The 18,357-nt window shown below is 65.8% G+C and carries 14 protein-coding genes; 10 read left to right on the top strand and 4 right to left on the bottom strand.

Annotation, left to right across the window (positions count from 1 at the left end; translation table 11 throughout):
* Nucleotides 1-45 precede the first annotated feature (45 nt).
* The 3 genes from lysS (at nucleotide 46) to OVA13_RS04840 (ending at nucleotide 5,255) form a co-directional block, all read left to right on the top strand.
* Entirely contained in the window at nucleotides 46-1,569 is a 1,524-nt protein-coding gene (gene lysS / locus OVA13_RS04850; RefSeq protein ID WP_267792671.1) for a lysine--tRNA ligase, read from the top strand.
* Nucleotides 1,570-1,970: 401 nt separating this feature from the next.
* The gene (locus tag OVA13_RS04845; protein WP_267793631.1) at nucleotides 1,971-3,056 is read left to right on the top strand and encodes a cyclic di-GMP phosphodiesterase response regulator RpfG; all 1,086 of its coding nucleotides are present in this window, start codon (nucleotides 1,971-1,973) and stop codon (nucleotides 3,054-3,056) included.
* Between the two features lie 3 nt (nucleotides 3,057-3,059).
* On the top strand, nucleotides 3,060-5,255 hold the full coding sequence (locus OVA13_RS04840) for an ATP-binding protein (RefSeq protein WP_267792670.1): 2,196 nt from the start codon (nucleotides 3,060-3,062) through the stop codon (nucleotides 5,253-5,255).
* 135 nt (nucleotides 5,256-5,390) lie between these two features.
* Here the strand turns inward: OVA13_RS04840 and OVA13_RS04835 are convergent, their stop codons facing one another.
* Both OVA13_RS04835 and OVA13_RS04830 read right to left on the bottom strand, forming a co-directional pair.
* Nucleotides 5,391-6,260, bottom strand: coding sequence for a crotonase/enoyl-CoA hydratase family protein (locus tag OVA13_RS04835; protein WP_267792669.1), 870 nt, complete (start codon nucleotides 6,258-6,260; stop codon nucleotides 5,391-5,393).
* A 253-nt stretch (nucleotides 6,261-6,513) separates the two neighbouring features.
* Entirely contained in the window at nucleotides 6,514-8,196 is a 1,683-nt protein-coding gene (locus OVA13_RS04830) for a long-chain fatty acid--CoA ligase (RefSeq protein ID WP_267792668.1), read from the bottom strand.
* Between the two features lie 39 nt (nucleotides 8,197-8,235).
* Here OVA13_RS04830 and OVA13_RS04825 point away from each other — a divergent pair, with 39 nt between their 5' ends.
* Complete coding sequence (locus OVA13_RS04825) at nucleotides 8,236-8,772, top strand: nuclear transport factor 2 family protein (RefSeq protein ID WP_267792667.1); 537 nt, start codon at nucleotides 8,236-8,238, stop codon at nucleotides 8,770-8,772.
* 18 nt (nucleotides 8,773-8,790) lie between these two features.
* On the opposite strand, the gene OVA13_RS04820 is transcribed toward OVA13_RS04825, so the two are convergent.
* Nucleotides 8,791-9,267: a hypothetical protein gene (locus tag OVA13_RS04820; protein WP_267792666.1), complete on the bottom strand. Its 477-nt coding sequence runs from the start codon at nucleotides 9,265-9,267 to the stop codon at nucleotides 8,791-8,793.
* A gap of 183 nt (nucleotides 9,268-9,450) precedes the next feature.
* Nucleotides 9,451-12,219: an aconitate hydratase AcnA gene (gene acnA / locus OVA13_RS04815; protein WP_267792665.1), complete on the bottom strand. Its 2,769-nt coding sequence runs from the start codon at nucleotides 12,217-12,219 to the stop codon at nucleotides 9,451-9,453.
* A 282-nt stretch (nucleotides 12,220-12,501) separates the two neighbouring features.
* On the opposite strand from acnA, the gene OVA13_RS04810 reads away from it, so the two are divergent.
* The 6 genes from OVA13_RS04810 (at nucleotide 12,502) to OVA13_RS04785 (ending at nucleotide 18,340) form a co-directional block, all read left to right on the top strand.
* Complete coding sequence (locus OVA13_RS04810) at nucleotides 12,502-12,714, top strand: AbrB/MazE/SpoVT family DNA-binding domain-containing protein (RefSeq protein WP_267792664.1); 213 nt, start codon at nucleotides 12,502-12,504, stop codon at nucleotides 12,712-12,714.
* Nucleotides 12,711-13,112: a type II toxin-antitoxin system VapC family toxin gene (locus OVA13_RS04805; RefSeq protein WP_267792663.1), complete on the top strand. Its 402-nt coding sequence runs from the start codon at nucleotides 12,711-12,713 to the stop codon at nucleotides 13,110-13,112. The genes OVA13_RS04810 and OVA13_RS04805 overlap by 4 nt, the downstream gene beginning before the upstream one ends.
* A 52-nt stretch (nucleotides 13,113-13,164) precedes the next feature.
* Nucleotides 13,165-15,750, top strand: a complete 2,586-nt coding sequence (acnB, locus tag OVA13_RS04800; RefSeq protein ID WP_267793630.1) for a bifunctional aconitate hydratase 2/2-methylisocitrate dehydratase — start codon at nucleotides 13,165-13,167, stop codon at nucleotides 15,748-15,750.
* Nucleotides 15,751-15,916: 166 nt separating this feature from the next.
* Nucleotides 15,917-16,951, top strand: a complete 1,035-nt coding sequence (locus OVA13_RS04795; protein ID WP_267792662.1) for a ketoacyl-ACP synthase III — start codon at nucleotides 15,917-15,919, stop codon at nucleotides 16,949-16,951.
* Nucleotides 16,948-17,199: an acyl carrier protein gene (locus OVA13_RS04790; RefSeq protein ID WP_267792661.1), complete on the top strand. Its 252-nt coding sequence runs from the start codon at nucleotides 16,948-16,950 to the stop codon at nucleotides 17,197-17,199. Before OVA13_RS04795 ends, OVA13_RS04790 begins: the two co-directional genes overlap by 4 nt.
* The gene (locus tag OVA13_RS04785; RefSeq protein WP_267792660.1) at nucleotides 17,192-18,340 is read left to right on the top strand and encodes a hypothetical protein; all 1,149 of its coding nucleotides are present in this window, start codon (nucleotides 17,192-17,194) and stop codon (nucleotides 18,338-18,340) included. Before OVA13_RS04790 ends, OVA13_RS04785 begins: the two co-directional genes overlap by 8 nt.
* Nucleotides 18,341-18,357 lie beyond the last annotated feature (17 nt).

Below are 18,357 nucleotides of genomic sequence, written 5' to 3'. Positions count from 1 at the left end.
AAGCCGGGCACGCCCGGCGCCAACAGCCAGCAGACAACCTCCGCCATGACCGACCAGACTCCCGCGCCGCAGATTCCCGTCGACGAGAACAGCCTCATCGCCGAGCGTCGCGCGAAACTGACGGCACTGCGCGGGCAGGGCATCGCGTTCCCGAACGATTTCCGTCGCAGCGATTACGCCGGCGACCTGCACGCGCAGTACGCAGACCAGGATCTCTGGTCGGCGGAATCGCTGGAGGGCACTGCGCGCACGGTCAAGCTGGCGGGCCGCCTGATGGCCAAGCGGGTGATGGGCAAGGCCAGCTTCGTGCAGATCCAGGACGAGACCGGCCGCATCCAGTTGTTCCTGCAGTCGAACACGCTCGGAGACACCTACGAGGCCTTCAAGGGCTGGGACATCGGCGACATCGTCGGGGTCGAAGGCGGCCTGACCCGCACCCGTACCGGCGAACTGTCGGTGAAGGCGGAGTCGCTGCGCCTGCTGACCAAGTCGCTGCGACCGCTGCCGGACAAGTGGCATGGCCTGTCGGACGTGGAGCAGCGCTACCGCCAGCGTTACGTGGACCTGATCGTCACGCCGGAAGCGCGCGACGTCTTCATCAAGCGTTCGCGCATCATCCGCGCGATCCGGGAATGGCTGGATGCACGCCGCTTCCTGGAAGTGGAGACGCCGATGATGCACTACATCCCCGGTGGCGCCGCCGCCAAGCCGTTCACGACCCATCACAACGCGCTGGACCTCGATCTGTACCTGCGCGTGGCGCCGGAGCTGTACCTGAAGCGCCTGGTCGTGGGCGGCCTGGAGCGCGTCTACGAAATCAACCGCAACTTCCGCAACGAAGGCGTCAGCACCCGCCACAATCCGGAGTTCACCATGCTGGAGCTGTACGAGGCCTACGCCACGTACACCGAGATCATGGACCTCACCGAAGGCGTCATCCGCGATGTGGCCCACGAAGTGCTGGGCACCGGCAGCGTGGAATGGGAAGGGCAGGCCATCGACCTGGAGCCGGCGTTCCGTCGCTGGCGCATGGACGAAGCCGTACGCCACCACAACCCGGAAATCACCGCCAGCGACTGCACCGACCGCGACGCGCTGGTGCGCCATTGCGAACGCCTGAAGATCCACGTCAAGCCTTCCTATGGCTGGGGCAGGCTGCTGCTCGAGATATTCGAGAAGACGGTGGAGCACACCCTGGTGCAGCCCACTTTCATCACCGATCACCCGGTGGAAGTGTCGCCGCTGGCGCGCGCCAACGACGACCAGCCGGGCTACACCGACCGCTTCGAGCTGTTCATCAACGGCAAGGAGATCGCCAACGGCTTCTCCGAGCTGAACGACCCGGAAGACCAGGCTGCGCGGTTCATGGCGCAGGTGCAGGCGAAGGAAGGCGGCGATGATGAAGCCATGCATTTCGATGAGGACTACATCCGTGCGCTCGAAGTGGGCCTGCCGCCCACGGGGGGCTTGGGCATCGGCATCGACCGCCTGGTGATGATGATGACCGGCTCGGATTCCATCCGTGATGTCCTGCTGTTCCCGTACATGCGGCCGGAAAACCAGGGCTGATCGGCCGCCCGCTGCGTCAAAAGAGTGACGCGGCACGGCAATGGCCGCTTCGCCGCAGGTGACGCTGGGGGGCGCTTCGGCCCACAATGCGCCCTGGTCCGCCGGAGGCTGCCAAGAAGGCATGCGGCAAGCCATTGAAATACGTGATGAAGATCTCGTTTTCCCTCGTCACGCCATTGCACGCGCGGGCTGGCATGCTTCCTGCGAGACACTCCTAGACGGGCGGTCAATATTCCGCCCGCCAGGCCGATAGAAGTCAGGGGAGGGGGCTCCCGGATTCGGATCGGTTTCCCTCGTGTACCTGGCCGGTTCATCATCGGCCCGTGTCATCGAACAGGCCTACCGACATGTTAGATGCCAGTCCCGCCGTCGCCGGAGTATCCTTGCCCGACAGCCACTTGATGTGGCCCCAAGGGGTTGGATCTGCATTGAATATCGTCATCGTCGACGATCAGACGTCCGCGCGCACGATGCTGCGCCATGTCATCGAGGACATCGCGTCCGAACTGAGCGTCCATGATTTCGGCGATCCGCTGGCGGCCCTGGAATGGTGCGAGAAGAACCGCACCGACCTGCTGCTGCTGGACTACCGCATGCCGGGCATGGACGGGCTGGAATTCGCCCGCCGTTTCCGCCGGCTGCCGATGCATCGCGACATCGCCATCATCCTGATCACCGTGGTCGGCGACGAGCCCATCCGGCAGGCCGCGCTGGAAGCTGGCGTCATCGATTTCCTGGTCAAGCCGGTCCGTCCGCGCGAGCTGCGCGCGCGTTGCCGCAACCTGCTGCAGTTGCGCCAGCAGTCCGAGAACGTCAAACAGCGTGCGTTGTCGCTGGAGCAGCGGTTGCTGTCCAGCATGCACGAGGTGGAGGAGCGCGAACGCGAGACGCTGTCGCGGCTGGCACGGGCCATCGAGTACCGCGACAGCGGCACCAGTGCCTACCTGGAGCGCATGGCGCACGTGGCCGGCCTGATCGCCGAGCAGCTGGGCCTGCCCGAGGACGAGGTGCGTGCCATCGAGCTGGCCGCCCCGCTGCACGACATGGGCAAGATCGCCATTCCCGATTCGGTGCTGATGAAGGCGGGGCCGCTGACCGCGGAAGAGACCGACGTGATGCGCCGCCACCCCAAGATCGGCCACCAGCTGCTGTCCGGCAGCCAGAACCGCTTCATCCAGACGGGCGCGCTGATCGCCCTGCGCCACCACGAACGCTACGACGGCAGCGGCTACCCCGATGGCCTCGTGGGCGAGGAAATCCCGTTGGAAGCGAGGATAGTGGCCGTTGCGGATGTGTTCGATGCGTTGATTTCGCCACGCCCGTACAAGAAGGCCTGGGAGAAGGACGCCGCCCTGGCCTACCTGTATGCCCAGCGTGGTCGCCTGTTCGATCCCGCATGTGTCGACGCGCTGATCCGGGGGCGGGCGCGGCTGGACGACATCTGCCAACGCTACTCGACGGTGCAAAGCCGTCCAGGGATGGAGTGAGCCATGCAATCCAACCTGGTTTCCTGGATCCGCAGCCGCCTGGCCAACCGCCCTGACAGCGAGCATGGCCAGACGGCCATCCGCGTCATCATCTTCACCGGTGTCATCGTCTACATGATGGTGGCGGCCGCCTACGGCAGCCTGCCGCCGGACGTCTACCGCTGGTCCGCGCTGATGAGCGGCGTGGGCGCAGGCGTCGGCTTGGCGCTGTTCATCGGCATCCTGCTTTCCCCCGGCAAGTCGCACACCCGGCGCATCATCGGCATGGTCACCGACTATGGCCTGATGACCATCGCGATGGTGCTGAAAGGCGAGCCGTTGGCGTGGCTGTACGTCATCCTGATGTGGGTGACCGTCGGCAATGGTCTCCGCTACGGCAACAAGTATCTGGTGGGGGCCGTGGTGTCGGCGTGCCTCAGCTTCGGCACCGTCATCGCGTTGAACCCGTACTGGCAGCAGAACCTCAGCCTGGGCCTGGGCCTGTGGGTGGGCCTGATCGCCGTGCCGATGTACCTGTCGGGCCTGCTGCGCGAGTTGACCCGCGCCAACGAGGAATCGCGCCGTGCCAACGAGGCCAAGAGCCGTTTCCTGGCCAACATGAGCCATGAGTTCCGCACGCCCTTGAACGGCCTGGCGGGCATGTCGGAACTGCTGGCCACCACCCGGCTGGACAGCGAGCAGCGCGAATGCCTGTCGACCATCCAGGCGTCCACGCGCACGTTGCTGGGCCTGGTGGAAGACGTGCTGGACATCTCGGCGATCGAGGCCGGCAAGCTCAAGCTCAACATCGTCGAATTCTCCACGCGCGAGCTGGTCGAAAGCATCGGCCTGATCCTGCTGCCGCAGGCGCGCGGCAAGCAGGTGCGTTACGAAGGCCACGTGGACGCCTCCATTCCCACCAGGCTGCGAGGCGACGCCGGACACCTGCGCCAGGTGCTGCTGAACCTGGCCGGCAATGCGGTCAAGTTCACCGATGAGGGCGAAGTGCGTCTTGCGGTCACGCCCACCCTGGTCGAAGGCGGGCACATCCGCCTGCGCTTCACCGTCACCGATACCGGCATCGGCATTCCGGTCGCCCTGCGCGAGCGCCTGTTCGAAGCGTTCGAACAGGCCGACGGCAGCCTGTCGCGCCGCTATGGCGGCACCGGCCTGGGCACCACGATTGCCAAGGGCCTGACCGAAGCCATGGGCGGCACCATCGGCTTCGAAAGCAACGAACAGCGTGGCAGCTGCTTCTGGGTGGAACTGCCTTTCGAAGCCGTGCCCGAACGCGTCCATGTGCCTGCGGTGGAAGGACATGCCAACTGGCTGGACGAATCCGAGCAGGCAGGCGCCGAGAACATCATCGCGTTCTCCGATCCTTTCCTGCGCCACCGCGCCCGCGTGCGCGCCATGCAGATCCTGGTGGCCGACGATCACGAAGCGAACCGCATGGTCGTACAGCGCCTGCTGCAGAAGGCCGGCCATCGCATCACCTGCGTCAACGGCGGCGAAGACGTGCTCAATGCACTGGAATCGGCGGCTTATGACGCGGTGATCTGCGACCTGCACATGCCGGGCCTCAGTGGCCTCGATCTGCTGAAGCAGCTGCGGGTGATGGAAGCCGGCAGCGGCAGCCGCACACCGGTGCTGATCCTCAGCGCCGACGTCACCCCGGAATCCATCCAGCGTTGCGAGCAGGCCGGCGCACGCGCCTTCCTCGCCAAGCCCGTCGTTGCGACGCGGCTGCTGGACGCGCTGGCCGATATCGCCACCAACGGCAAGGCCATGGCGGGCGCCGCCAACGCCTCGCCGGCGCGCGGCGAGATTTCGGTTTCCGATGGCGTGCTGGATGTCAGCGTGCTGGACGAGCTGACCGCGCTGGGCATGGGTGAAGCATTCGAGCGCGAATTCATCGCGCAATGCCTCAACGACGCCGATGGCTGCATCGGTGCCATGGCGCATGCGATGGAAAAAGGCGAGGGCGAGCACCTGCGCGAGCATGCCCACGCATTGAAGGGCGTGGCCAGCAACCTGGGCCTGGTCAAGCTGGCGGCGTCAGCGGGCGAGCTGATGCGCCTGGCGGACTGGCAGATCTCGCGCGAATGGCGGCACAGGCTGGCGACGGTCAACTCGCATCTGGCCCAGGGCCGGGCGGCGCTGGAAGCCCGTGAGCGTGCCCAGCATGCCGCGGAGCAGGGTGGCGGCGAGCGCCAGTAAAAGGCGGTGCGGGCGTCTAAGCCGGCTGACCGGAAGGGCTGCGGGCGGGCGACATTCGTCGGCCCGCCACTCGAAGAAATGCATTGCGCATTTCCCGCCCCCTGTGATGGCGTAGGTTGACGCTATGCGATCAGATCAGGCTGCATGGGTGCTGGCGCGACGTTCCTGCGCACGCACGATGCGTTCCATCATGCGCAGCGACTTGTCGCCCAGTGCCAGTGCGGTATCCACCCAGACTTCGGTGATGTTCATCAGTTCGTCGTAGCTGACGCGCTGCGAGATGCCGCGCACGGCGTTCATCGCCAGGTGCGAATGCGGTGCGCGCTGCTGCTGGCGGATCAGGTCCTGCACGGCGGCCTCGCCCTGGCCCTTGGGCACCAGCACATCCACGATGCCCATCTGGTGGAACTGCTCGCTGGTGTACATGTTGCCTTCCAGGATGATGCGTTCGGCCAACTGCGGGGCCACGCGCTTGCACAGGAACGAGTAGGCGCCCATGCCCGGGAACAGGCCGAACAGCACTTCCGGCAGCCCCATCTCGACGCCTTCCTCGGCCACGATGGTGTGGCAGGCCAGCGCCATCTCCAGGCCACCCCCCAGTGCATCGCCCTGCAGCAGCGCGATGGTGCGGACGTCCCCGCCCAGGCCGGTATGCAGCGTGTACACGCCATCGATGCAGCGACGGGCATACGCCAGCAGGTGCTCGCGGTCGTTGCTGCGGATCAGCTTGGAGAACAGGTCAAGATCGCCGCCCAGGTTGAAGGCGTTGGCCGACGAAGCCAGCACGAAGTGGCGGAGGCGGCCGACCTGACGCTCGCTTTCGCGCAGGGTGATGGAAGAGGTGAAGCTCCACATCTCGTCGAGGAGGTCGCTGCGGAAGCATGGACGCGAGCCGCTGGCGGCATCGTTGTGCATGTACATCCAGTGGCTGTTGCCGTCGGGCGCGGATTCCACGCGGATGGTGGAGAAGGTACGGGTGCGCTGCAGTTTTTCGACGTTGTTCATGGGTTTTGCTCCTCGGCGGCGATGATTGTTGCGGGTAAAGCGGTGGGGGAAAGGCTCTGGCGGTTAGCTGAACGATGGTCCGCTGCGCGCGATCCTACGCCTGAACCCGGGATTAAACCGGTCCGGTGGCAGGCGTTACGGCACTGGACAAGCATTCACGTGGTTGCCGTCATAAAAACGTGATGCCTATCACTAAAATGCCGGTAAGCCATTGACCCAAAAAAGAAAGGCCGGCATTGCGCCGGCCTTGGGGTCAGGGGGAAGCGGGAGGGGGATCCCGCAGTTCCTTCCGCAATATCTTGCCCACGTTGGTCTTGGGCAGCTCGGTACGGAACTCGATATACCGGGGCTGCTTGTAGCCGGTCAGGTTGTCGCGGCAGAACGCCTTGATCTGGTCGGCGGTCAGGTTGGGGTCCTTCTTCACGATGAACACCTTGACCGCTTCACCCGACTTCTCGTCCGGTACGCCGATGGCCGCCACTTCCAGCACGCCCTCGATGCCGGCGATCACGTCTTCCACTTCATTCGGATACACGTTGAAGCCGGAGACCAGGATCATGTCCTTCTTGCGATCGACGATGTAGAAGAAGCCGTTGTCGTCCATCTTGGCCATGTCGCCGGTATGCAGCCAACCGTCGGCGTCGATGACGTTGGCGGTTTCTTCCGGCCGCTGCCAGTAGCCCTTCATCACCTGCGGGCCCTTGATGCACAGCTCGCCCACTTCACCTGTTGCCACCACGTTGCCGTCGTCGTCCTTCAGGCACGCGTCGGTCGAGGGGACGGGCAGGCCAATGGCACCGTTGTAGTCCTGCAGGTCCATCGGGTTGATGCAGGCGGCCGGCGAGGTCTCGGTCAGGCCATACGCTTCCACCAGGGTGACGCCGGTGACCTTCTTCCACTTCTCGGCCACGGCGCGTTGCACCGCCATGCCGCCACCCAGGGTGAGATGCAGACGGGAGAAGTCGACCTGGTCAAAGCCAGGTGTGTTCAGCAGCCCGTTGAACAGCGTGTTGACGCCGGTGATGGCGGTGAACTGGATGTTGCTGAGCTCCTTGACGAATCCGGGCATGTCGCGCGGATTGGTGATCAGGTGGTTCAGCGCGCCGAACTTCATGAAGACCAGGCAGTTCGCCGTCAACGCGAAGATATGGTACAGCGGCAGCGCGGTGACGATGAGCTCGCCGTCGGGCTGCACGTTGCGGCCGATCCAGGCGGCAGCCTGCTGCATGTTGGCCACCATGTTGCGGTGGGTCAGCATGGCGCCCTTTGCCACGCCCGTCGTGCCACCCGTGTACTGCAGGAAGGCGATGTCGCCCGGGTCGATCTCGATGTCCGGCAGCGTGTGCAGCTGCCCGAGCGTCAGCGTGTCCTTGAAGCGCACGGTGCCGGGGATGTCGTAGTCCGGCACCATCTTCTTCACGTACTTCAGCACGAAGTTGATGATCGCGCCCTTGGGGAATCCCACCATGTCGCCCAGCGCGGTGGTGACGACCTGCCTGACGGGCGTGCCCGGCAGCGCTTCCTGCACCGTCTTGCCGAAGTTGTCCACCACCAGCAGCACGGTGGCGCCGGAGTCCACCAGCTGGTGCTTGAGTTCGCGCGGGGTGTACATCGGATTGACGTTGACCACCGTCAGCCCTGCGCGCAGCACGCCGAAGATGGCAATCGGATACTGCAGGCAGTTGGGCATCATGATGGCGACGCGGTCGCCCTTCTTCAGCTTCAACTCGCCCAGCAGGTAGGCCGCGAACTGGCGGCTCAACGTGTCGATCTCGCCGTAGGTCAGGGTCTTGCCGAAGTTCCGGAACGCAGGGCGGTCGCGATACTTGCCGATGGAATCTTCCAGAACGGAAACGATGGAGCGGAACTGCTCCAGGTCGACGTCATGGGGCACGCCTTGCGGGTAACTCTTGAACCACGGACGATCCTGACTCATCTTCTACTCCCTCCCCAGGGTCTTAAGGGTTGCATTGCAGTGTTCGACGGGTGCGCGCTTTTCCTGGGCGCTCAGGGGAGCATACCGTTCCGGATGGAAAAGGCGAAGACATTGATGGCAGGGGACGTGGTTGTTACTTGGCAGCACCGGTGGCACAGGCGGACGGCGTGGCTTTGCCTGGCGCTGGGCATGGTGGCGTGCGGCTCGGCCCCGCCGGAAGAGCGCCTGCGCCAGCAGTTTTCGGCCATGCAGTCTGCGGTCGAACAGAAGCGCGTGGGCGATTTCATGGCCGGCGTCAGCGATGAATTCACGGGCAGTGGCGGCATGGATCGTGGTGCGCTGCACAATCTTCTGCGTGTCAGTACGCTCGGCCAGGCCAGCGTGGGGGTCACCACGGGACCGCTGGATGTGCACGTGCAGGGGGAGGATGCGACGGTGAAGTTCCCGGTGTTGTTGACCGGAGGCAGTGGCCGGCTGTTGCCTCAACAGGCGCAGACCTATCAGGTCACGACGGGCTGGCGCATGGAGGATGGCGAGTGGCGGGTCCATTACGCCCATTGGGATGCGCCGCACTGACATCGCCGGCTGTCCGCATCACTTCACGGGCATCAATCGGTCCGATGCCCAGCGGTAGCGAAGAGTCTTCTGCAGGGTGGGACAACAGCGCGGATCGTTCGGCCCCGGCCATTTCGTCGTCAGCTGGATGACGCCCTTCATCACCTGCATGCCTTCCACGCTGCCCAGCGGATCCTGCGTTTCTCCGGCAGGCAGGTAGCGATCACCCTTGCCGGCGAGCACGGTGACGCCGTGTGACCAGTACGTGGGGCCCAGCATCGTCCACAGCACGATGATTTCGTCCTGCCCGTCGCCCTCGAGGTCCGCCACTTCCACCTGGGTAGCCTCGTGGGAGGCCTGCGGATCGCCGCTGGCGCGGTCGCGTGCGGCGACATGCTGCTCCGCCAGCTTCTTCGCGGCGGCGGGATCCGGTCCCGCGGCGTGCAACGGCAATGCCGCTGCCAGCAGCAGGCTCGCGAGGACGGGGATGCGGTGACACGACGATATGGGTTTCATGGCGTACCTCCCGGGAGGACGAAACGACCGATTACTGCGCGACGCGCTAGTCTTTCTCGGAAAACGCCGCGCACCGCGGAAACCGGCAAGTCGTTCTTCAACCAGGAGTCCGCGTTTACAAACCTCACCCGCCGCTTGCACTGCGGCGGGTGAGGCGGGTGCGGGCGTCCGAGCGTCCGGGCGTCAGCCGGCCTTGCGTGCCGCCAGCTGGCGAAGCACGTAGTGGAGCAGCCCGCCGTGACGGAAGTACTCCACTTCCTTTGGTGTCAGCAGCAGCACCTTGGCCTGGAACTTCACTTCCCGGCCCTCCGGCTTGCGCGCCGTGACGGTGGCGACCTTCGCGGCACCATCCTGCAGGCCGGTCACGTCGAAGACCTCCGAGCCGTCCAGACCGAGCGACTGTGCGCTCTGGCCGTCGATGAACTGCAGCGGCAGCACGCCCATGCCCACCAGGTTGGAACGGTGGATGCGCTCGAAGCTTTCCGCGATCACCGCTTTCACGCCCAGCAGGTTGGTGCCCTTGGCGGCCCAGTCGCGCGACGAACCCGTCCCGTACTCCTTGCCGGCGATCACCACCAGCGGCACGCCATCGGCCTTGTACTTCACGGCTGCGTCGTAGATGGACATCTTTTCCGGCGGTGTGCTGCCGAAATACAGCGTGTTGCCGCCTTCCTCGCCGCCGAACATCAGGTTCTTGATGCGGATGTTGGCGAAGGTGCCGCGCACCATCACGTCGTCGTTGCCGCGCCGGCTGCCGTAGCTGTTGAAATCCGCGGGCTGCACGCCGCGCTGCTGCAGGAAGCGGCCCGCCGGCGAGTCCTTCTTGATGTTGCCCGCCGGCGAGATGTGGTCGGTGGTGATGGAGTCGCCGAACAGCCCGAGCACGCGCGCGCCATGCACGTCGTCGATGCTGCCCACGTCCATCGACATGCCATCGAAGTAGGGCGGATTCTTGATGTAGGTGGAGCCGCCGTCCCATGCGTACAGCGCGCCATCCGGCGACGCGATGGTGTTCCACCGGCTGTCGCCCTTGAACACGTCGGCATAGTTCTTCGCGAACATTTCCGGCCCGACGGTGCGCGCGATGAAGTCGCCGATTTCCTTGTTGCTGGGCCAGATGTCCTTCAGGTAGACCGGCTGTCCATCGCTGCCGTTGCCCAGCGGCTGGGTGGTCAGGTCGATGTCGGTGGTGCCGGCGATGGCGTACGCCACGACCAGCGGCGGGCTGGCGAGGTAATTCATCTTCACTTCGGGATGCACGCGGCCCTCGAAGTTGCGGTTGCCGGACAGTACCGACGCCACCACCAGATCGTCCTTCGAAATGGCGGCGGACACGTCGTCAGGCAGCGGACCGGAGTTGCCGATGCAGGTGGTGCAGCCGTAGCCCACCACGTAGAAACCCAGTTTCTCCAGGTCCGACAGCACGCCGGCTTTTTCCAGGTAGTCGGTGACCACGCGCGAGCCGGGGCCGAGGGACGTCTTGACCCAAGGCTGCGCCTTCAAACCCTTGGCCACCGCGTTGCGGGCAAGCAGGCCGGCGCCCAGCATGACGGCAGGGTTCGACGTGTTGGTGCAGGAGGTGATGGCGGCGATCACCACCGAGCCATCCTTCAGCTCCCATGCCGCACCGCTGTCGGGTGCGGATTCGTGCGCCGACTCGCGCGCACCCACGGCGGTACCGCCGCCGCCTTCGTTCTTCAGGCGGTCCTCCTGCACCACGTCGATGCGCTTGCGGCGCGCGTCGACGAAGGGCGTGAGGTTGTCGCGGAAGTTCTGCTGCATGTCCTGCAGCAGCACGCGGTCCTGCGGGCGCTTGGGGCCGGCGAGCGACGGCTTCACGTCACCCATGTCCAGATGCAGCGTGGTGCTGTACTCGGCATGTGGGCTGTTGGCGTCGTGCCACAGTCCCTGGGCCTTGGCGTAGGCTTCGACCAGGGCGATCTGCTCCTCGCTGCGGCCAGACAGCCGCAGGTAGGTGAGCGCCTCGGCATCCACCGGGAAGATGCCGCAGGTGGCGCCGTACTCCGGGGCCATGTTGCCGATGGTGGCGCGGTCCGCCAGCGGCAGGTGCTGCAGCCCGTCGCCGTAGAACTCGACGAACTTGCCCACCACGCCCAGCTTGCGCAGCATCTGGGTGACGGTCAGTACCAGATCGGTCGCGGTGGCGCCCTCCGGCAGCTTGCCGGTCAGCTTGAAGCCGACGACCTGCGGGATGAGCATGGAAGAAGGCTGGCCGAGCATCGCCGCTTCGGCCTCGATGCCGCCGACGCCCCAGCCCAGCACGCCGATGCCGTTGATCATGGTGGTATGCGAATCGGTGCCGAACACCGTGTCGGGATAGGCCAGCGATTCGCCGTCCTGTTCGGTGGTCATCACCACGCGGGCAAGGTTCTCCAGGTTCACCTGGTGGACGATGCCGGTGTTGGGCGGCACCACCTTGAAGTTGTCGAACGCCTTCTGCCCCCAGCGCAGGAAGCTGTAACGCTCCTGGTTGCGCTCGAACTCGATCCTGCCGTTCTGGTCCAGCGCTTCGGGGGTGCCGAACACGTCCACCTGCACGGAGTGGTCGATGACCAGCTCGGACGGGATCAGCGGATTGATCTGGTCGGCGTTGCCGCCCAGCTTGACCACGGCATCACGCATGGCGGCCAGGTCGACCACACAGGGGACGCCGGTGAAGTCCTGCAGCACCACGCGGGCCGGCATGAACGCGATCTCGGTCTCCGGCTCCTGCGTCGCGTTCCAGTTGGCGACCGCGTGAATGTGCTCCGGCAGCACCGTGACGCCGTCCTCGCAGCGCAGCAGGTTCTCCAGCAGGATCTTCATGGAGTAGGGCAGGCGGGCGAAGCCCCCCGTGGGGTCCAGCTGTTCACCCAGGGCGGGCAGGCTGAAGTAGGTGTAGGTCTTGCCGCTGACGTCCAGGGTGCGACGGGTGGCGAAGGAATCGCTCATGCGAGGGCTCCTGTAGCTGATGGGGGAGGGCTCAGGAACCAGCATAGGCCGCGGATCCTGTGCGTCTTGTCAGTGCTTGCGTTGATTATCCGCCAATTGCATGACGTCCGTGACCCGACCAAGGGCGCATGGCGGGACGGCGTTGCGGGTGCGCGAACGTCACATGTTCCAAGGCTCTCCGAGCGGATGGGGCGGGCAGCCGCGGGTCCCGCGAGGCTTGCTGTCTGGAGTATGCAAGCAAAAGTATGTATCATTTGCCCATACTCAAGAGGGGCCTCCCCGATGGAAGCAACCGTAGCGGAGCGTGGCCAGATCACCCTGCCCAAGGCGGTACGGGATGCACTGGGCCTAACAAAGGGCAGCGTGCTGAAGGTCGAGCTTGAAGGCAGCCGCATCGTGCTGCGCAAGAGCGTCGACGACGCGATTTCCCGCGTGCGTGGCAAGTTCGCTCTGGATGCCACCGCCGAGGGCGGCCAGGAGCAGGCGGCCGGATGATCGCCGTCGACGCCCCGGTGCTGGTGGAACTGCTGACCGACGGCCCGCATGCCGACGCGGTTGAAGCCTGCCTGCGCCAGAGCCTGGGCAGCGGCCGGGTGGTGCTCTGCGACGCGGCGCTGGCCGAGCTCTGCTCGTCGCTGCGCAACGGCGCCGATGCGCTGGCCGCGCTCGAGGAGATGGGCGTGCACTTCAGTGCCATCGAGGCCAAGTCGGCCTTGCGTGCCGGCGAGATGCAACGCCGCCACCGCCAGCGCAACGGCGAGGCGCGTCCGATCGCGGACTTCCTGATCGGGGCGCATGCCCTGTTGCAGGGCGACGGCCTGATCACCTTCAACACCGCTTTCCATCGCGATTACTTCAAGGGATTGAAGCTGATCGTGCCCGCGACCGAATAAGCACTTCACCGGATTTCCCTTTCCACCGATCCACCGAATGACCGGAGCCACCATGTTGGAAGCCTATCGCCACCACGTAGCCGAGCGCGCAGCGCTGGGCATCCCCCCGCTGCCGCTGACCGCGCAGCAGACCGCCGAGGTCATCGAGCTGTTGAAGGCGCCGCCGGCCGGGGAGGCCGAGTTCCTGGTCGACCTGATCACCCATCGCGTACCCGCGGGCGTGGACGATGCCGCCAAGGTCAAGGCGTCCTACCTGGCCGCGGTGGCGTTCGGCACGGAGAAGAGCGCGCTGATCAGCCGTCAGCGCGCCACCGAGCTGCTGGGCACCATGCTGGGTGGCTACAACATCCATCCGCTGATCGAATTGCTGGACGATGCCGAGGTCGGCGCGATCGCCGCCGATGCGCTGAAGCACACGCTGCTGATGTTCGATGCCTTCCATGACGTGCAGGAAAAGGCGGAGAAGGGCAATGCCAACGCCAAGGCCGTGCTGCAGAGCTGGGCGGATGCCGAGTGGTTCACCAGCAAGCCGGAAGTGCCGGAAAGCCTGACGATCACCGTGTTCAAGGTGACCGGGGAAACCAACACCGACGACCTGTCGCCGGCGCCCGATGCCACCACGCGTCCCGACATTCCGCTGCACGCGCTGGCCATGCTGAAGAACCGCCGCGAAGGCATCGAGCCCGAGGAAGACGGCAAGCGCGGCCCGATCAGGTTCATCGAATCGCTGAAGGCCAAGGGCCACCTGGTCGCCTACGTGGGCGACGTCGTCGGTACCGGTTCCAGCCGCAAGTCGGCGACCAACTCGGTGCTGTGGTTCACCGGCGAGGACATCCCGTTCATTCCCAACAAGCGCTTCGGCGGCGTGTGTCTGGGCAGCAAGATCGCCCCGATCTTCTACAACACGATGGAAGACGCCGGCGCGCTGCCGATCGAACTGGACGTGTCGCAGATGGCGATGGGCGACGTGGTGGAACTGCGCCCGTACGAAGGCAAGGCGCTGAAGGACGGCGCCGTGATCGCCGAGTTCCAGGTGAAGTCCGACGTGCTGTTCGACGAAGTGCGCGCCGGTGGCCGCATCCCGCTGATCGTCGGCCGCGGCCTGACCGCCAAGGCGCGCGAGGCCCTCGGCCTGCCGCCGTCCACGCTGTTCCGCCTGCCGATGGACCCACCCGATACCGGCAAGGGATTCTCGCTGGCGCAGAAGATGGTGGGACGCGCGTGTGGCTTGCCGGAAGGCAAGGGCATGCGTCCCGGCACGTACTGCGAGCCGAAGATGACCTCCGTGGGCTCGCAGGACACCACCGGCCCGATGACCCGCGATGAACTGAAGGACCTGGCCTGCCTGGGCTTCAGCGCGGACCTGGTGATGCAGTCGTTCTGCCATACCGCCGCCTATCCCAAGCCGGTCGACGTGAAGACGCACCACACGCTGCCGGAGTTCATCTCCAACCGCGGCGGCATCTCGCTGCGCCCGGGCGACGGCGTCATCCACAGCTGGCTCAACCGCATGCTGCTGCCGGACACCGTCGGTACCGGCGGCGACTCGCACACGCGCTTCCCGGTGGGCATCTCGTTCCCGGCCGGTTCGGGCCTGGTCGCTTTCGCCGCGGCTACCGGGGTGATGCCGCTGGACATGCCGGAATCGGTGCTGGTGCGTTTCAGCGGCACCATGCAGCCGGGCGTCACCCTGCGTGACCTGGTCAATGCGATCCCGCTGGCCGCCATCAAGTCCGGCCTGCTGACCGTGGCCAAGCAGGGCAAGAAGAACATCTTCTCCGGTCGCATCCTGGAGATCGAAGGCCTGCCGCAGCTGAAGGTCGAGCAGGCGTTCGAACTGTCCGACGCCTCGGCGGAGCGCTCTGCCGCGGGCTGCACGGTCAAGCTCGACAAGGAACCGATCATCGAATACCTCAACAGCAACATCACGCTGCTGAAGTGGATGATCGCCGAAGGCTATGCCGATGCCCGTTCGCTGGCACGCCGCATCAAGGCCATGGAAGCATGGCTGGCCAACCCGCAGCTGCTGGAAGGCGATGCCGATGCCGAGTACGCCGCCGTCATCGACATCAACCTGGATGAGATCGTCGAGCCGATCGTGGCCTGCCCGAACGACCCGGACGACGTGAGGACGCTGTCCGACGTGGCCGGTGCCAAGATCGATGAAGTGTTCATCGGTTCGTGCATGACCAACATCGGCCACTTCCGCGCGGCTGCCAAGCTGCTGGAAGGCAAGCGCGACATCCCGACCCGCCTGTGGGTGGCGCCGCCGACCAAGATGGATGCCAGCGAGCTGACCAAGGAAGGCCACTACGGCACGTTCGGCACCGCCGGTGCGCGCATGGAAATGCCGGGTTGCTCGCTGTGCATGGGCAACCAGGCGCAGGCGCGCGAAGGTGCCACCGTGTTCTCCACGTCCACCCGCAACTTCCCCAACCGCCTGGGTCGCAACACCAATGTTTACCTGGGGTCGGCGGAACTGGCGGCGATCTGTTCGCGGCTGGGGCGCATCCCGACGCGCGAGGAGTACATGGCGGACATCGGCGTGATCAACGCCAATGGCGACACCATCTACCGCTATATGAACTTCGACCAGATCCAGGACTACAAGGACGTGGCCGACACCGTCGCGGCCTGATCCACGCACCACGGTCCCCGCAGGAAAGCCCGGCCTCGGCCGGGCTTTCCATTTTGGGGCCGTAGCGGCCGCTTTCGGCGGGATCTGTCGTTTGAAGTGCAAAGCACAGGGCGGGGCGATGTCGGTCGCCACCTGGGCCATGCAACCAGACAGGGGACACCACGACGTGGCGCAAGCGCGTATCCAGGGATTCCGCGTGGCAGGGGTCAGCACCTGCGTGCCTGCAAGGCGGGTGGACAACCTTGCCGAGGCGGACCACTTCGGCGCCGACGAGGTACGCAAGGTCGTATCGATGGCAGGCGTGCGATACCGGCACGTCGTGGAGCCCGGTATCACCGCCGCCGACCTGTGCCGCGACGCGGCGGTGCGCCTCATGGAGCGGCTGGGCTGGTCGCCCGACAGCATCTCGGCGCTGGTGTTCGTCACCCAGTCGCCGGACTACTTCCTGCCTTCCACCGCCTGCGTGATGCACCAGTGGCTGGGTCTTCCCGATACATGCGCTGCATTCGACGTGGGTCTGGGCTGCTCGGGGTACCCCTACGGCCTGTACCTGGCGGCCACCCTGCTGAAGGGGGGTGGCCATGGACGCATCATGATGCTGCATGGCGAGACCCCCAGCCGCTTCACCGACCCGGACGACCATGCCACGACCCTGCTGTTCGGTGATGCCGGTTCCGCCACCGCGCTGGAGCTGGGGGGCGACGAGGAAGCCAGCTTCTGCCTGCACACCGATGGCACCGGCCATGAAGGCCTGATCATGCGTGGCGGTGCGTTCCGCGACCGGGAGCCGCTCGATCCACGCCATCTGCGTCTTGAGATGGATGGCGCCGCGATCTTCAACTTCACCATCAAGCGCGTGCCGACGCTGGTGCGTGATGCGTTGGTGCTGGCGGAGAAATCCGTGGACGACATCGACCAGTACGTCTTCCACCAGTCCAACCGCTTCATCATGAAGCACCTGGCCAAGAAGTGCGGATTGCCCGACGACAAGGTGCCGATGACCATCGAGGACACCGCCAACTGTGGCGGTCCGTCGGTCGCGGTCACCCTGACGCGTACCGCACCGGCAACGGAACACCCCCGCACCGTGATGCTCATCGGGTACGGGGTGGGGCTGTCATGGGCGTCGGCCGTGCTGACGCTGACGCCCGGCACACCCTTGCTTCACGGCGAGTATGGCGCTTCGGGAGTGCCCGCATGATCCAGTCGCGAATCACCTCCGCCGAAGCCCTGCGGATGCTGACCGATGCGTTCGCCGAGACCACGCTGCTGACGCCCGACATGCTGCGCGATGACGTGGTGGGCTGGGATTCGATGGGTGCGCTGATGCTGATGGCGGAACTGGACGAGCGCTTCGGCCTGCAGCTGACCGCCGAAGCCTCCAAGGCCATGCGACAGGTGGGCGACGTGCTGGACTACCTGCGCCTGCACGGGGTGCTGGATGAGTGACGGCCCGCAGGCGCCGCCGCCTTTGCCACGCTTCGAGGCGACCACGCGCGTGTTCGCGCGCGCCCTCGGCTGGTCGCCGGAGGAACTGCTGCAACGGTTCAGGCCGGCCGCGGCGGATGACCGGGCGGCCTTGCTGGCATTCCGCAACCGAACGCATTGGGACGATGCCGCCTACATCGCCTGGCGCTACGGCGTGGGACGTCCTGAGCATGGATATGGCCAGGCCTGGATACTGCGGCACGAAGATGGTCCGGTGTTCGCCGCCATCGGGATGGAGCAGCAGCCCATCCGCCACGCAGGCCGGATCCATCGTGGCCAGTTGCTGATGGACGTGCAGATTGACCCTGGCCTGGAAGGTGCCGGCGGCGGGGTGTGGCTCAACCAGGCGATGTTCCGCCATGCCGACGCCACGCTGGCGGTCGGCGGCAATCCGAAATCGATCGGCATGGTGAGGCGGCTGTTCGCACCGTTGCCCTCGCGTCACCTCTACATCCTTCCATTGGATGCCGCCGCTGCGCTGCGTCGCCGTGGCATGCCGTCGCCGTTGGCCGCCATGGCGGGCAAGGCGATGGACACAGGCTGGCGCCTGCGCACCCGCTGGTTGGCGCCGCGGGCGGCGGGTGACCTGCGCGTGGAGGAAGTGGAGCGGGTGAGCGATGCCTGGCTGCAACCGCTGTACGCGTCGCTCTCCCCGCAGACCGCCTGCATCGCACCCGAAGCCGCTCACCTGCAATGGCGCCTGCGCGACAATCCGCGTGCGCGTTACCGGATCGTCGTGGCGTGGCGCGGTGAGCATTGCGTGGGCTACCTGGCGGCACGTCGGGTTTCCATGGGCCACGAGGCCGAGTACGGCCTGCATGTGCAGGATTGGAAAGTCGCCCACGCCGACGACTCGACGGCGCTGGCCGCGCTGCTGGCGCACGCGGCGGCCCAGGCACGCAAGGACGGTTGCAGCAAGATGTTCACCACCTGCCTGGCGCCCGGCGCGGAGCCGGTACTGACGCGATGCGGATTCCTGCCCGGTCGAACGACGCCGCATTTCGCCGTCGGCCTGCATGCGTCGCCCTCCGACTCCGGGTTATCGGCAGCGCACCCGTGGCAGATCACCGACCTGAGTTTCGACGGCGATGGCTGTTTCTGAACGTCGTTGCGTGAGGG

This window comes from Pseudoxanthomonas sp. SL93, assembly GCF_026625825.1.
In the GTDB taxonomy this organism is placed as follows: Bacteria; Pseudomonadota; Gammaproteobacteria; order Xanthomonadales; family Xanthomonadaceae; genus Pseudoxanthomonas_A.
This window is presented reverse-complemented; position numbering and strand designations above follow the sequence as displayed.